We start from the raw sequence: 14,970 nt of genomic DNA, 5'->3' as shown, positions 1-14,970 counted from the left end.
CAATCGCAGAGTTAGGCGCCAACGCGGTGGAAAGCTCGTGTCTGTCCGAGAGCGGAGATGCCGATATAGCCGCGGAGATTCATTTTGGTGCCCTGCATGGTGATCTGGCAATTATAGGTGCGGCCCGAGGAGCCATCGTAAAGAGAGCCGTCAGTCCAGCTCCCATCATTCCAATGCAGGCCGGAGATGAAGACGACATTCTTCATTGAGCGAGAGCGCAAGGCCGGATCAGGATTTTTGGCATCCTTCTTGAAGGTGGAGTTATCCGCCTCCATCAGTTCGTTGCCATGCAGCAGGCGTGCGCGGAACTCTGTTCCCGCCTTGAACATATCGAGCTTCACGCTTCCGTCGTCGGCCTGCCATGTGCCGACGATGGCGTCGGCCGGCGAAGCCTGCTGCGCTTGAGCCGCCGGCACAGCGGCCAGTCCGATCGTTGCCAATGCCAGGAAAAGGGCAGATCGCCTTGAGACCTTTGACACGTTCATAGATGAAAACCTCTTGAATAAATCGATGTTGGTGCATCCGCGCAAAAAGACGAGAAGCCTCGCTCCGGCTTGCCATCTCTCTCGCGAGTACATTACAGGCCGATTTGCACCGGCCTGGGGTATGTCCGATGCTGTGTGTTGTCGGCGGACGCTAGAAAGACTAATGGCCTCCAGGGCCTTCAGCAGTGACCGAACACGTCAATCCAGTTGCAACGCCCGCCAACGAGCTAACTGTGCCGACCGGCGGTGATCCGATAGACCGCGGCTGGTGGGAGATTCAGAAAGGTTCGGCCGATCAACGTTGCGGTCAGATCGAGATGATCAAGAACTGACTGGGGGACAGGACACTTGCTCATATAGGTGAACTGGTAGAATGCGCCGCCGTGCCGCAAGTGCCGCAAAGCTCCTTCGAGTATCTCCGTCACCTTGCTTGCCCGCATGGTCAGTAGCGGAAGGCCGCTAACGACGGCACCCACCGACGTCTCTGGTGGAAATTCCAGATCCCGCAGACGCGCAGCATCCATCGACAGCACGCGGGCGCCTGAAAAGCGGCTGAACAGCCGCCCGGCGAACTCCTGGCTGTATTCAACCAAAGTCATGTCTTCGGGCCTTACGCCGCGATCGATCATCTTGGTCGTGAACACGCCGGTGCCCGGCCCGAGTTCGATGACATGCCCCGTTTGCGGCGTGATCTCCCGCGTAATAATCTCGGCAAGCGCCCGTCCCGACGGCACGATGGCGGCTATCTGAAACGGTCGCGCGACCCAAGCCCGAAAGAAAACCAAGCTATCGCTCTGCATCTCGCCCCCTGCGAATGTGGCGGAAACGGAATGCGGTTTGAATGAGTATGCAGCTACTTACCAACCTGCTGCCGCTTCCAAATTTCTTCGACAAAGCCTTGATGACAATCAAGCAATCCAAGATAGATCAATCATCACCGTTGGTGCGAAGGGTAGTGATTGGCTGCAGGGTTTGCAGTGACGGGGTATGCCAATCAAGTGGCAGATTCTGCCAAGCAACGTCGCCTCGCGAGCAGTCGATCTGGCAATCATTAGTCTTCTACCAGCGCCGGCGTGACCACTTCTGCCTTAATCTCACAAGAGCCTCAGTGCGTTTGAGAGGCTCCTCTCCTGCCCTGGTTTGAAATCGTTAAGTCAAAATTACAGCAAGGATTTTCAGCTTGGCGCTCAATTGAAATTGGTAAGCAAAAGCGACAGCCGGAAAGGCCGATCTTTTCCGGTAGCGCCGGCTGGCACGGCGCGGCTGCTTTTGCCTCAAAACCTTTGTCCTCTTATTGACGATTCGGACGAGTGAACGCAAATCACCCTGCGTGACGGGTGAGCCGCTCGCATCGTCTTCCGGTCGCATCGCTCGATGCGGTGCGACCGGAATTGGGCCTGCTACACAGATGGGCAGATCCGCCTATTACACCATGCCTTCCCTTCGACCTTCCTACATCCCGAGTAGTCGATCTGAGTCTATTTCAATGTGTGGGTGAGAGTTCCATAGCCAAGTTGGTCAAAGCCGCCGCTGTTAGGGCCGTAGTTGCCGCCGCCGCCTTCCGGACGCGTTGCTTTGGCCGCCATTGTAAGAGAGGGCGCCTCGAGGCCTTTTAGAACGACATAGTGGTTGTAGAACAATTCCCAAACCGGTCGCTTGTCGCCGCGACCATTGCTTGAAATCACGTTCTGCGTGACATCGCTGTTGCTGTAAGGCGTGTAGGGAACGTTAGCTCCCTGGTTATATCTAGCGATGTATTCGACGCCCTTGAGCACCCGGTTGTCTTCGTAGCCGAAGAGATCGTCATGCTGGTTCCATGCCATCTGGCAAAACGCGCCCAACAGGGCGACGGCGAGCGTGTTGTGTCCCTGATCGCGACCGCTTTCCTGGGTCTGTCCCAATCCGCCCGGATATAGTTTCCAGACGACATGGTCGATGGCACCGTTGCCCTTGCCGCGTTTGAAATAATCGACCGCCTCGTTGTAAATGTCGCGGCGGTCGGTCAGAATGCCGATGGCGATCATCGAATCCATGTTCGCCAGATCCCAATTGGCCCAGTAGTGATCTATCTTCGCGCCGTTATGTCTGACCAGAAAGTCGTGGTTCATCGGATAAAAAACCTTCAGCATCATCGTCTTGAAACGATCGAGGTTCTGCGCCGGCCACCCCTGATAATCGCGCATGATTTCAGCCACGTCGGCAAGCTGATAGCCATAGAGGCCCGAAGCGAGAAACTTATCCGACGTTCCCTCAATTCGCGTCAATTTGGCGGACCACTCGTCGAGAATGGCGACGGTTTTATCTGCATAGGCGTTGTCGCCGCTAATCTTCCAGCGCAATGCAAGCGCGTAAGCGGCGGCTGCGTCGTTGAACAGCGCGGAATAGTTTTCCGGATGGGTTCCATCGGCTCCGCGATAGAGCGTCTCGACTGCACGGGGCGTCCAAGTCAACGATGAATGTGAATTCTTTATTAGAATGTCCCAGCCATTCGTCCAGGGCTGAGCATTCTCAGCAATCTTGGCCTTCATCCGTGCGAAATCGACTAGGGTATGCAGAGCGCCCGGATGGATGAAAGCGTTTGAAGCCGCGCTGACGGAACTCGCGCCTAGCAGGGTCATGCTGACTGTGCCGGCGAAAGCACCTACGCATCTGAATAAATAATCCAATTGGCTAATCCTTTGCGGGCACACGAGAAAATCCGAACGCGAAGGCCCGCCGAAGCGGGTGTCGTTTTGCATTTAACCGAAGACTCTGACGACAATAGTTTGAGACCGGTAATTTCCCTGGGGTCAGGCGGCATTGTGCAGAGGCGGCTTCGGCTTGAAAATTGGTGGCACGTTCGGTTCTGGCAGCCGGAAAGGAACCCGAAGTCGGTTGCGGAGCTCACCGTCCAGTTCGGCCGCCCGGACCTGCATGAGCATGTGGGCACCGTGAAGGGACCAGCGCATTTGCTGCTTTTTAACATCCGTTTTGCGACGAGCGAGTTCACCGCTGATTCGGCGAGGGTCGTGGCAACCCGAAGGCCGGCGCGGTGGCGCTTTCCGTAGTCGATGATCGAGCTACGGTTCGATCGGACATAGGTCAAGAGATGCGTGCCAAGGTTGCGAAGGCGTACGATCAAGAAGTCGCCTTTCCCCTCTGATTGCTTCAAACTGGAGAGAAGTCTCTCTAAGTCGTGAATCGTGCGATCGACCCGCCCGTGCCATAGGCGCCATTTCAGGGCTCTGATGTCCCTATCGATGGAGGGTAAAATTTCAGCGAGATCGGATTGGGATCGAGCGATGTGATCGGCGATCTGCTGCATGGGCTGGATCTTCATGGCGATGTGGAACCAGTCTATGATGTGGGCCGTCGGTTGCGGCATGGCGCGGGGAAGTCGCTTCAGGATGTCGGCGCCGTCCGAAATCACCGTTACAACGCCAAAGCCGCGATATCCGATTTCTTGGAGAGCATGAAGAGCGCGATCGCGGATTGCATGTTGCTCGGTGCTGCTGGTGACGAAATAGCGGCTGTCGGTTTCACCTCGGCCACCGCGGCCGCATCTGGCCACAACGAGCTCGAAATTTCGCGCTGAATTGGGCTCGGCGTTACGAACATGGGCCGTATCGATGCTGATGACAAACTCTTTGCGCAGATCGCCAGGAAGCTGCATTTCAAGCTGGTGTCGTTCTTCCGCTTGAGCCCTCGCGCGCCATATTTCCTGGACGGTCTGGTCGTCGAGGCGTTCTCCAATCTTGATGGTGCGCTTACGCACGGTCGCGTGCATCTCGGTAGGTTCGATGGGCAGAAAATCGGTTAGCACCTTCGGCGCCTGGCGATATGGCATCGTGCTCCCCAGCCGCGCCGTCAGTTCCATCAATTCAGGCGTCGCTCGATCGGGACAAATTTCCTTCAGCGGCGCGAAGGCAGCAATCATGCCCGGATAGCAATCTCGGCACAACGTCCAGCGAGGATTGCGCACCTCTACCGTGCCGAACACGGTCCGGAGCCGGCGCGTCGTGTAATCCTTGACTGGCCGGAACGCATGGCAATCGGGGCAGACTCGACGATAGAGACAAAAAGTCTCCGCCTCGTGGGCCACGGCCGCGCTCTGCAGCGCAGCGATGATCTTTTTGCCGTCATTGATCGAGAAGCCAATTTCTCCGTCGAACAGGCGCTCCCAGCTTTTGTCGACTCGAACTTCTTTCCGGCAGGTGTCGCCGAACTCATTCTTCCCCTCAATCGTAATCGTCCATTCCACCGCCACTGTCGCCTCCTTTAATGGAGCGATGGTCATGGACCGTTCGGACTTAACAACCTATATGCGACCCCAGAGAAGTTACCGGTCTCAATGGCCGGAATCTCACCGTTAAGTGCCAAGCGACATCGTCGTTGCGGCGCAGATACTCCCAAGCGAAGCCGAAGGCGGCAAGCTGCCATATGCAGCCGTAGGCCGCATGGTGCCACCACTCGATATGCAGCATAGCATCATTCCCTCCATGCCGCACCGTGATTGGATGAGCGGCGCGAGGGGGGCGGTACTCCCCATTGGTGATCAATCATCGGTGCTGAATGACGCCGTCCCATCGCTACCCCCTTCCCATCCTTCGGCGATAGCCTTGGCAAGGTCGATTGGAGAAGCGTCTGCGGCGGGCTCGTGGCGAGCGCAGTGCCGTCGCCGTCCGCCGGCGACGGCGCAAATGCCTTTTTGCAGTTGAAAGGACTGGAACCGACGACCCTGTTATTTCCGAACTCCCTCTGAAACTGAATTGTTCGGCAAGCCAAGTGGTTGGCCTGATTGCTATTACTGGTTTGGGGCCGGTTGCGGACTGGGAACTTCAGGCTGCGGATCTTCAAAGAGCGGACATTTGGGTGGGCGCGGGCATCGTCGCGATCTGACCCTGAGTGGGCTTTCGGAACGACCGCGTCGAACGGCCGGGAGCCTGATGGAGCGCTCATAGCCTGGGACTGCAAGTTCGGCAGCGTCCACACGAGCCATGGCCAACTCGATCTCAACCAAGATAGGTCTGAGCAGCGGCTCAAAGTTCTTTCTCGCCTTCTGTCTCCCTGCTATCGTGGAAGTGAGGAGACCGCGCCATGAGCGAGAACCGAAAGCTGGCTGCAATCCTGGCCGCGGACGTGGTTGGGTACAGTCGGCTTGCCGGCGCTGACGAGGAACGCACCCTGGCGAGGTTGCGGGCACTGCGCAGCGATCTCATCGATCCGACGATCGCCGTGCACAATGGCCGGATGGTGAAGCGCACCGGCGATGGTGCGCTGGTCGAGTTCCGCAGCGTGGTGGACGCCGTGCGCTGCGCCATTGAGGTGCAGAACGGTATGGTGGAGCGCAATGACGGCGTGCCGCAGGACCGTCGCATCGAATTCCGGATCGGTATCCATTTGGGAGACGTCGTCGAGGAAAGCGACGGCGATCTGATGGGCGACGGCGTGAACATCGCCTCGCGATTGGAGGGCGTCGCCGCGGCGGGCGCGATCTGCCTGTCCGAGGATGCCTATCGCCAAGTCAAGGCGAGGCTCGACCTCTCGGTCAGCGATCTCGGCAGCACGCAGCTCAAGAACATCGCCGAGCCGATCCGGGTCTATTCGCTGCAAGTGGGCAGCGCCGGGACCAAGGCAGCCGCGACGAGCCACCCGGCAACGGCAGCGTCGCCGAAGCTGTCGATCGCCGTCCTGCCCTTCGCCAACATGAGTGGTGACGCCGAGCAGGACTATTTTGCCGACGGCATCTCGGAAGACATCATCACGGCGCTATCGAAGCTGTCGCAGCTCTTCGTCATCGCCCGCAATTCGTCGTTCACTTTCAAGGGCAAGAACGTCCATGTGCAGGAGGTGGGCACGAAGCTCGGCGTGCGGCATGTACTTGAGGGCAGCGTACGCAAATCGGGGAACAGGGTACGCATCACCGCGCAGCTGATCGACGCGACCACCGGCGGGCATCTATGGGCGGAGCGGTTCGATCGCGACCTGACCGACATATTTGCGGTTCAGGACGATGTCACGCAGCAGATCGTCGACGCGCTGGCGGTCAGCCTGACAGAGGGCGATCGGCAGAGACTGGCGCCAGGGCGGACCCGGCACCCCGAGGCGTATGACTGCTTCTTGCGTGGCCGGGAGCTGTGGCACAGGCTGACGAAGCAAACCAACAGCGATGCCCGCGACCTTTTGCAACATGCTGTCGAACTGGACCCGAACTTCGCCTCGGCACACGCCTTCCTCGCCCTTACCCACGGGCTCGACTACCTGAACCGGTGGAGCGCGTCGCCGCAGCGCTCGATCGAGCAAGCCCAGGACGCCGCGACGTTGGCGGTGGCGCGGGATGATAGCGATCCCGTGGCGCACTGGGCGCTGGGTCTGGTCAACCTTTACTCGCGACAGCACGATGGAGCCATTAGCGAGGCCGAGCGTACGATAGTCCTCAATCCGAACTTCGCCGAAGGGCAGGTCAGCCTTGGCGAGGCACTTCTCTACTCAGGCAGATCCGAGGAGGCACTCGCCTATTTCGATCGTGCGAGGGTCCTGAACCCGTACTTTCCGGATATCGTTCTCCACTTTCAGGCCTGGGCCTTGTTTCAACTGGGAAGGTACGAAGAGGCCGTCGAACTGTTGCTGCAGCGCGTGAGCCGCAATCCCGTCACAGATGTCTCGCGCGCGCTTCTGGCTGCCTGTTACGGGCACCTCGGCCGTTTCGAAGAGGCTCGCGCGACGTGGCAAGAGGTGCTGCGCGTCAATCCCGGCTATTCCTTGGAATACCGTCGCAAAGTCTTGCCCTTCAAGAACCCCGCCGATTTCGAGCTCGTCATAGAGGGGCTGCGCAAGGCCGGTGTCGTACAAGACGGGTGACTAAAGTCCGATCTTGAACCTGTTGCCGCCATTTGCTCATAGGATGAGCAATAACCAGCGCCGGCGTAACCACGACCTCCAGCGTGATCGCCAACACGGTCTGCTTTCAGGAAGCTGCGAAGCCGCCCGAGAAGAGCGCGGCCCTCGGGCCGCGCTCAGCCTGCCGACAAGCCCGGCGCGACAGCGGAAACAACGGGTTTGCATACGGCAAGAGTTTCGAACCCTTTGATGGTATCAGCCTTCGATGAATATGAGCGCCGGCGTTTCGAGCAGTGTGCGGACGCGCTGCACGAAGGTCGCCGCATCCCAGCCGTCGACGATGCGATGATCGAAGCTGGATGAGAGATTCATGATCTTGCGCGGCACGAACTGCGCACCATCCCAGACCGGCCGTGTGGCGATCTTGTTGACGCCGATGATCGCCACTTCCGGATAATTGATAATAGGCGTGGAGACGATCCCGCCGAGCGCCCCGAGCGAGCTGATGGTGATCGTCGAGCCGGAAAGCTCTTCACGCGTAGCAGCGCCGGATCGCGCTGCCTCCGCCAGCCGGTTCATCTCAACGGCGCAATCCCAGATGCCGCGTGCCTCCGCATGCCGCACGACAGGCACGGTCAATCCGGCCGGCGTCTGTGTTGCGATACCCATATGGACCGCGCCATAGCGCGTGACGACGCCGGCTTCGTCATCAAAGGTGGCGTTGACGTTGGGCTGCTCGGAAATGGCCTTCACCACCGCCTGTACCAGGAAAGGCAGAACCGTCAGTTTCGGATGATCCGCCTTGCGGTCAGCGTTCATGATGGCGCGCAACTCCTCAAGCGAGGTCATGTCCACCTCCTCCACATAGGTAATGTGAGGAATGCGCGAGGCGGAAAGTGCCATTTTCTCGGCGATCCGGCGGCGCAGCCCGCTCAGTTTAATCTCTTCGTTCGCAAGCTTCGTGGTAAAGCCGCCCCTTGATATTGTGGGAGCGGCTCCGAGGTTCAAAAATTGCTCGATATCCTCCCGCAGGATACGGCCGGCTGGTCCAGTCCCTTGCACGTGTGCGAGGTCGACACCGCTTTCCTTGGCGAAGAGCCGCACCGGGGGAGCGGCAAGCGGCTTTTCGGCTTGCGGTGTCACAGGATCCGACGTTGTTGGAGCTGGCTTTGAGCTCTCCGCCTTCGTCACTTCGATAATCGCCGCCGGGATCTCCTCGGACCGAGCTCTGCCGGTATCTCCGGCCGTATCGATACGCACCAGCGCGGCCTTAACCGCGATACGCTCTCCGACTCCGCCGGCAAGCCAGGTGACGATACCGTTGACGGGAGACGGGATTTCTACGGTGGCTTTGTCTGTCATGACGGCGGCAACGACCATGTCCTCGCGAACAGGATCTCCTACCTTCACATACCACTCCACGAGCTCGGCCTCGGCAAGTCCCTCCCCCACATCAGGCATCTCGATGACAAATTCGCTCATGGCTCACGCCCCCATGACTTCGGCAAGCGCCTGTCCGAGACGGCCAGGGCTTGGGAAATAATCCCATTCCTGCGCGTGCGGATAAGGCGTGTCCCAACCGGCAACGCGCACGATTGGCGCCTCCAGATGGTAAAAGCAATTTTCCTGTACCAGCGCCACGACCTCGGCCCCAAAGCCCGAAGTCAGCGTTGCTTCATGCACGACGACACAGCGTCCGGTCTTCCGGACCGAATTGGTGATCGTGTCCAGATCAAGCGGCAGCAGACTCCTGAGATCGATCACCTCGGCATCGATGCCGGCATCCTCGGCCGCGGCGAGCGCCACATGTACCATCGTACCATAGGCGACGACGGTCACCGCCGAGCCCGCGCGCCGGATCTCGGCCTTGCCGATCGGGATCGTGTAATGGCCCTCAGGCACCTCTCCGAGATCATGTTTAGACCAAGGCGTCACCGGCCGCTCGTGATGGCCGTCGAAGGGGCCGTTATAGAGCCGCTTCGGCTCCAGGAACATCACCGGATCCGGATCTTCAATCGCAGCAATCAGCAGGCCTTTGGCGTCATAGGGATTGGATGGCACGATCACCTTTAGCCCACAGACATGGGTGAAAAGCGCCTCCGGGCTCTGGCTGTGCGTCTGGCCGCCAAAGATACCGCCGCCTGTCGGCATGCGCACAACGATCGGACAGGTAAAATCCCCGTTGGAACGGTAGCGGATGCGCGCCGCCTCCTGCGTTAGCTGGTCATAAGCCGGATACATGTAATCGGCAAACTGGATCTCGACACAGGGCTTCAGGCCATAGGCGGCCATGCCGATCGCCGTGCCGACGATGCCCGATTCGCTTATCGGCGTGTCGAAACAGCGCGTCTTGCCGTATTTTGCCTGAAGTCCCTGCGTGCATCGGAAAACGCCACCGAAATAACCCACATCCTCACCAAAAACGACGACATTGTCGTCCTGCGCCATCGAGACGTCCATGGCGCTACGCACCGCCTCGATCATCGTCATCCTGGCCATTCTCAGTACCCTGCCTTCTGCCGCTGGCGCCGGATGTGCGGCGGCATCTCGGCATACACGCCCTCGAAAATGTCCCGAACCGAAGGCTTGCCGCCAGCATGCAAGGTGCCATGCTGCTCTGCCTGGCGTTGGGCCTCGATCACCTCGTCCATGATTTCAGCTTCCGCCTGCACATGCCTCTCCTCAGACCATGTGCCCCTGACGATCAGATGTTTCTTCAACCGCAGCACGGGATCGCCAAGTGGCCAGGCCTCCGATTCCGTCTTCGGACGATAGGCATTCGGATCGTCCGAGGTCGAATGCGCCCCGACACGATACGTCACGTATTCGATCAGCGTCGGGCCGAGATTACGCCGCGCACGCTCAGCCGCCCAGCAGGCAACGGCATGGACGGCAAGATAGTCGTTTCCATCGACCCTCAGCGCGGGAATGCCGAAGCCAAGGCCGCGGGCTGCGAATGTGCCGGAGCCGCCGCGCGCGATGCCCTGAAAGGTGGAGATCGCCCACTGATTGTTGACGATATTGAGAATGACAGGCGCCTTATAAGTCGAGGCGAAGACGAGCGCTGAATGGAAATCCGATTCTGCCGTCGAGCCATCGCCGATCCAGCCCGCGGCAATGCGGCTGTCATTCTTGATTGCCGAGGCCATGGCCCACCCCACTGCCTGCACGTACTGAGTGGCGAGGTTGCCGGAGACGGTAAAGAATCCGTGCTCCTTGGAAGAATACATAATCGGCAGCTGCCGCCCGTGCAGGGGATCGCTCTCGTTCGAGTAGATCTGATTCATCATTTCGACCATCGGATAGTCGTCGGCGATCAGAAGACCTGCCTGACGATAGGTCGGAAAATTCATGTCTCCCTTCTTGAGCGCCTTGCGGAAGGCACAACTGACAGCTTCTTCGCCGAGATGCTGCATGTAGAAGGACGTCTTGCCTTGCCGCTGAGCCATCAGCATGCGGGCGTCGAAAATGCGCAGCTTCATCATGTTGCGAAGGCCGGTCAACAACTCCTCATCGGAAAGTGTGCCAGCCCAGGGACCGACCGCCTCGCCCTCGCGGTTCAGCACACGGATGATGGAATAGGCAAGATCACGGATATCCTCGGATGCGACCTCCACTTCCGGCCGCGGCACCGAACCGGCTTTGGCGATCTTGACGTTGGAAAAGTCTGGCTGGCCGCCCGGGCGGACGGCGGGTTCAGGGACATGTAGGGCCAAATGAGAAGAATCCACCATGTCTATTCTTTCCTCCTGCGCCGATCTTGCTCCTCTCCTCCAGAAGCGAGGCCGCATGTAGTTCTCACAGATTGCGGGCAATCACCATGCGCTGCACGTCGCTTGTTCCTTCATAGATCTGACAGATGCGTACATCGCGATAGATGCGCTCGACCTGGTAATCGGCCATGTAGCCATAACCGCCATGTATCTGGATGGCGTCGGAGCAGACACGCTCCGCCATTTCCGAGGCAAAGAGCTTCGCCATCGAGGCTTCCGACAGGCAGGGCAGCCCGGCCTCCCTTAAGGAGGCGGCGTGAAAAACGAGCTGCCGGGCCGCCTCAATCCGCACCGCCATGTCGGCAAGGCGGAATGCGACGGCCTGATGCTCGATGATCGCCTTGCCAAAGGCCGTGCGCTCGCGAGCGTAGTCGCGCGCCGCCTCGAAGGCCGCCCGCGCCATGCCGACGGCCTGCGCTGCAATGCCGATCCGGCCGCCTTCGAGATTGGCGAGTGCTATGCGATAGCCTTCGCCTTCCGCACCGAGCCTCAATTCGATCGGAATGCACATGCCGCTGAAGGCGATCTGGCAGGTGTCGGAGGAATGCAGCCCTAGCTTTTCCTCTACCCGGATCACCTCATAGCCTGCCGTATCCGTCGGGACGATGAAGGCAGTGATGCCCTTTTTGCCGGCGTCAGGGTCGGTGACGGCAAAGACGATGATGACATGGCCGTTCTTGCCCGAGGTGATGAATTGCTTGGCGCCATCAAGGACATAGTGGTCGCCATCGCGCCGCGCGCGAGTCTTCAGGTTCGAGGCATCAGAGCCAGCCTGTGGCTCGGTGAGCGCAAAGCCGCCAATCCATTCGCCGCTTGCAAGTTTCGGCAGGAAGCGCTGTCGTTGCTCCTCGGTACCGAACTTCAGGATCGGCACGCAGCCGACCGAGCTATGCACACTCATGATCGTGGAGCACGGGCCGTCACCTGCGGCAATCTCCTCAAGTGCCATGGCATAGGCGACGACACCCGCATCCGACCCGCCATAGGCTTCCGGCACCAGCATGCCGAGCAAACCCAGTTCGCCCATCTCTTTCAGTTCTTCGCGCGGGAAGAGATGCTCTCGATCGCGCCTGGCTGCGCCTGGCACCAGGCGCTCGCGGGCAAAGTCGCGGGCAAGATCGCGAATCTGCTGCTGGAGTTCGGAAAAGATCATCTGTTCCTTCCCTTTCCGCTCGCGCTGCTCGACAATGATCGCCTCTTGTAGCCGCCACGAGCCCTATCAAGGAGATAGGGCGCATTCGTTGTGCTTTCCATGCCGCCGCAACGGCAACCGAGGGGCTCCCAATCAAGTTATGAGCCATGATGGTTGCTTGGTTTCGCGAATATGGACCGACAGCGGAGACAATCCTGCTCTTGATGAGAATCTAACCGATGCTGCATGAGGGATGTTGCCTACTAACGCACTGACAACAGCGCAGACAATGCGGTCAGATTTCGTAAGGCACCCGAATGTCCGGCATTTCCCGCGGGAAATCCTTCGTGTTTCGGGTGATCAGCAACATCGAGTGGACATTGGCCGTTGCCCAGATAATAGCATCTGGAAGCTTGATACGATGCAGTTGTCGCAGAGATACCGCTCGTTCTGCTATCGCGTCGTCGACAGCGATGACTGCAAAGCCTGCCAGGAAAGCGCGCGTTCCGATTGCCACCTCAGCCTTGGCACCAACGAGAACCTCCATCCAGGTAATGATGCTTATCGCCTTTTCGCGATATTTTGTCAGCTCGTCTCGCGCTTGCGGTACGGCATTGAGATAGTCGATCAAGACATTGGTGTCGAAGAGAGACTTTACCATTCGCCGCGCATGTTTTCCTGATACGCCAAACCATCGATCTTTCGATCACCCCAGAGCCCGAATGCCTCTGCTTCACTATCGGCGTTGTTCCTGGCCAGAAAGTCATCAATCGCCTTGCGAATCAGTGCCGCCCGCGACATTTTTTCTCGCTGTGCCAGCCGGTCCAGCGCTTTGACTTCCGGGTCGCCGATATCCACCAACGTTCTCATGAGAAAGCTCCGATATATGATATCGGCAATATATATCATTGCTGATAGTTCACTTCAATGGCAAACCTCCCAGCTCAGCGATAGCACATACGAGAGCGCGAGCGCGGATGCTTTTTCTTGCTGGGGCAATCGGCTAGTAGTCAATCCTTGCCGAGGTGCTGGATGGAGTTTCACCTGCACTATCGCATATGGCAGTTGAAGGGAATCGAACTTGCGGCCCATTTTTTATCGAAACGGTCGAAGTTTCAAGAATGCTCGGGTCTGGAGACTGAAGCGAAATTCCCACGCGCTAACGCCACAATGCCGATATTGGAACAGCGGACAGACGTTCCCCGAAAGGGATCACCTTGTGATAGTCATACAAGACCATGCCCGAAACAAACCGTTCTCCGGATGCTTCGGCCAAAATTCGCAATCCCGAAAAATCGGAATTCGAGACGGATGCTGCCGCTTTTATCTCGATACCGACGATCCGCCCTCTTCTATCTTCGATGACGATATCGACTTCGTTCTGCTGCTTGTCACGAAAATGCGAAAACTCGAAGCGGGTTTGCCCGCCGCTGGCGAGTTTAAGGATCTCGCCAAGAACGAAAGTCTCCAGCAATGCCCCGAACTGCCCCCTGTCGTCGCGGAGGCGGTCGAGAGAGAGGTCACGAAGGGATGCGAGAAGACCAGAATCGAGGAAATGTATTTTCGGCGTCTTCGTAAGACGTTTCAGTTTGTTGGAAAACCAGGGTTGAACAGTTCGGGCCAGGAACAGGCTCTCGAATATGCCGACATATTTCTGCGTTGTGATGTGGTTCATCCCGATGGCGGCGCCAATTCCGGAATAGTTCACCAGTTGTCCCGAATGCTCTGCCAGAATGCGTAGCAGGCGCGGCATTTGAGCAATCTGCTCGATTTGCGCGACATCGCGAACGTCGCGTTGAACGATCGCCTGGATATAATTCGCATACCAGTCCTGTCTGCGGCTCAAGGTTTTGCGGCCCAATGCCTCGGGATATCCACCGGCCAGAACCGCAGCCATCAGGTCGTCTCCGACGAATGGCTCTCCGGCCTTGGCTTCGTTTTGAAAGGCGTCGCGCAGGAAGCTGCTGCCGGCGGTTCTGATCTCGCTTTGCGCAAGCGGCAGCAATCGAACGACCTCCATGCGCCCTGCGAGCGAATCCGCCACGCGTGGCAGCGTCATGAGATTGGCTGAACCGGTCAGGAGGAAACGCCCTGGGCGCTGGTCGGTATCCACGCTTTCCTTGATGGCCAACAACAGCTCGGGAGCGCGCTGAATTTCATCGATGATGGCGCGATCCATACCTCTTACAAAGCCAACTGGATCCTGTCGCGCTGCGTCCAGGGTCGTCGCATTATCCAGCGTGTAATACTCCATCACCTCGTTGGCCATCTTCTTGGCCAACGTCGTTTTTCCTGATTGTCGGGGACCCACGATCAGTACGACTCGCGTGTCTGACATGGCGTCGGCAACGCGTTGCTCAACGAGCCTTGGATACAGCGCCACAGCTTCATTCCTTTGATGACTGTTTGAAACTACGGTGATGACCGATTGAAAGTCAAGGCGCGGCCATTTGAAATCGAAATGGTGGCTGATTGAAACGAGAAACCAAAAGTAGGTGGCATGCCAGATTGCGGCATGAGGGAGGCGGGAGGCCATGCAGACGCTGCTGGACCTTCGCTGATTGGTCACCGGAACTGACCCAGCTGATCCTCAACGGAGGGGCATCTGATCAGGAGCGAAGCGAAAGCAAATTTGCGCATATTTCCATCACACCGCCAAGCCGACCAGCTTGTAACAAACGGAAGGAATGCAGCTCTTGAAGGGATGCGAGTTACTGACGACCGGCGGGCATCGTGTAACTACTTATAATAATGTCCTTAT

Annotated in this window: 13 protein-coding genes and 1 pseudogene; 2 read left to right on the top strand and 12 right to left on the bottom strand. The window is 58.4% G+C overall.

What is annotated here, in order from left to right; all coding sequences use genetic code 11:
• Positions 1-11 precede the first annotated feature (11 nt).
• The 5 genes and pseudogenes from CCGE525_RS26230 to CCGE525_RS39910 all read right to left on the bottom strand — a co-directional run bounded on the left by CCGE525_RS26230 (position 12) and on the right by CCGE525_RS39910 (position 4,948).
• Complete coding sequence (locus CCGE525_RS26230; protein WP_120707232.1) at positions 12-485, bottom strand: DUF2147 domain-containing protein; 474 nt, start codon at positions 483-485, stop codon at positions 12-14.
• Between the two features lie 227 nt (positions 486-712).
• Positions 713-1,285 carry a class I SAM-dependent methyltransferase gene (locus CCGE525_RS26225; RefSeq protein ID WP_120707231.1) on the bottom strand — a complete coding sequence of 191 codons (573 nt, stop codon included), beginning with the start codon at positions 1,283-1,285 and terminating at the stop codon, positions 713-715.
• A gap of 678 nt (positions 1,286-1,963) precedes the next feature.
• Positions 1,964-3,103 carry an alginate lyase family protein gene (locus tag CCGE525_RS26220; RefSeq protein WP_120707230.1) on the bottom strand — a complete coding sequence of 380 codons (1,140 nt, stop codon included), beginning with the start codon at positions 3,101-3,103 and terminating at the stop codon, positions 1,964-1,966.
• 171 nt (positions 3,104-3,274) lie between these two features.
• A pseudogene (locus tag CCGE525_RS26215) lies at positions 3,275-4,761 on the bottom strand (ISKra4 family transposase).
• 13 nt (positions 4,762-4,774) lie between these two features.
• Positions 4,775-4,948 (bottom strand): transcriptional regulator domain-containing protein, encoded by a 174-nt coding sequence (locus CCGE525_RS39910; protein WP_425375917.1) that lies wholly within the window; start codon positions 4,946-4,948, stop codon positions 4,775-4,777.
• Between the two features lie 148 nt (positions 4,949-5,096).
• Here CCGE525_RS39910 and CCGE525_RS38485 point away from each other — a divergent pair, with 148 nt between their 5' ends.
• On the top strand, positions 5,097-5,363 hold the full coding sequence (locus CCGE525_RS38485) for a hypothetical protein (protein ID WP_162950318.1): 267 nt from the start codon (positions 5,097-5,099) through the stop codon (positions 5,361-5,363).
• A 198-nt stretch (positions 5,364-5,561) separates the two neighbouring features.
• Complete coding sequence (locus CCGE525_RS26210; protein WP_120707229.1) at positions 5,562-7,325, top strand: adenylate/guanylate cyclase domain-containing protein; 1,764 nt, start codon at positions 5,562-5,564, stop codon at positions 7,323-7,325.
• Between the two features lie 234 nt (positions 7,326-7,559).
• On the opposite strand, the gene CCGE525_RS26205 is transcribed toward CCGE525_RS26210, so the two are convergent.
• The 7 genes from CCGE525_RS26205 to CCGE525_RS26175 all read right to left on the bottom strand — a co-directional run bounded on the left by CCGE525_RS26205 (position 7,560) and on the right by CCGE525_RS26175 (position 14,592).
• Positions 7,560-8,786: a dihydrolipoamide acetyltransferase family protein gene (locus CCGE525_RS26205; RefSeq protein ID WP_120707228.1), complete on the bottom strand. Its 1,227-nt coding sequence runs from the start codon at positions 8,784-8,786 to the stop codon at positions 7,560-7,562.
• A 3-nt stretch (positions 8,787-8,789) separates the two neighbouring features.
• Positions 8,790-9,803 (bottom strand): alpha-ketoacid dehydrogenase subunit beta, encoded by a 1,014-nt coding sequence (locus tag CCGE525_RS26200; protein WP_120707227.1) that lies wholly within the window; start codon positions 9,801-9,803, stop codon positions 8,790-8,792.
• Between the two features lie 2 nt (positions 9,804-9,805).
• Positions 9,806-11,038, bottom strand: coding sequence for a thiamine pyrophosphate-dependent enzyme (locus tag CCGE525_RS26195; RefSeq protein WP_120707226.1), 1,233 nt, complete (start codon positions 11,036-11,038; stop codon positions 9,806-9,808).
• A 64-nt stretch (positions 11,039-11,102) separates the two neighbouring features.
• Positions 11,103-12,230 carry an acyl-CoA dehydrogenase family protein gene (locus tag CCGE525_RS26190; RefSeq protein ID WP_120707225.1) on the bottom strand — a complete coding sequence of 376 codons (1,128 nt, stop codon included), beginning with the start codon at positions 12,228-12,230 and terminating at the stop codon, positions 11,103-11,105.
• Between the two features lie 274 nt (positions 12,231-12,504).
• Positions 12,505-12,870 carry a type II toxin-antitoxin system VapC family toxin gene (locus CCGE525_RS26185; protein ID WP_120707224.1) on the bottom strand — a complete coding sequence of 122 codons (366 nt, stop codon included), beginning with the start codon at positions 12,868-12,870 and terminating at the stop codon, positions 12,505-12,507.
• The gene (locus CCGE525_RS26180) at positions 12,864-13,079 is read right to left on the bottom strand and encodes a ribbon-helix-helix domain-containing protein (protein WP_120708636.1); all 216 of its coding nucleotides are present in this window, start codon (positions 13,077-13,079) and stop codon (positions 12,864-12,866) included. Before CCGE525_RS26180 ends, CCGE525_RS26185 begins: the two co-directional genes overlap by 7 nt.
• A 289-nt stretch (positions 13,080-13,368) precedes the next feature.
• On the bottom strand, positions 13,369-14,592 hold the full coding sequence (locus CCGE525_RS26175) for an ATP-binding protein (RefSeq protein ID WP_120708635.1): 1,224 nt from the start codon (positions 14,590-14,592) through the stop codon (positions 13,369-13,371).
• Positions 14,593-14,970 lie beyond the last annotated feature (378 nt).

This window comes from Rhizobium jaguaris (genome assembly GCF_003627755.1).
Lineage (GTDB): Bacteria > Pseudomonadota > Alphaproteobacteria > Rhizobiales > Rhizobiaceae > Rhizobium > Rhizobium jaguaris.
Note: the sequence above shows the minus strand (reverse complement) of the source record. Positions and strands in the feature narration are given on the sequence as shown.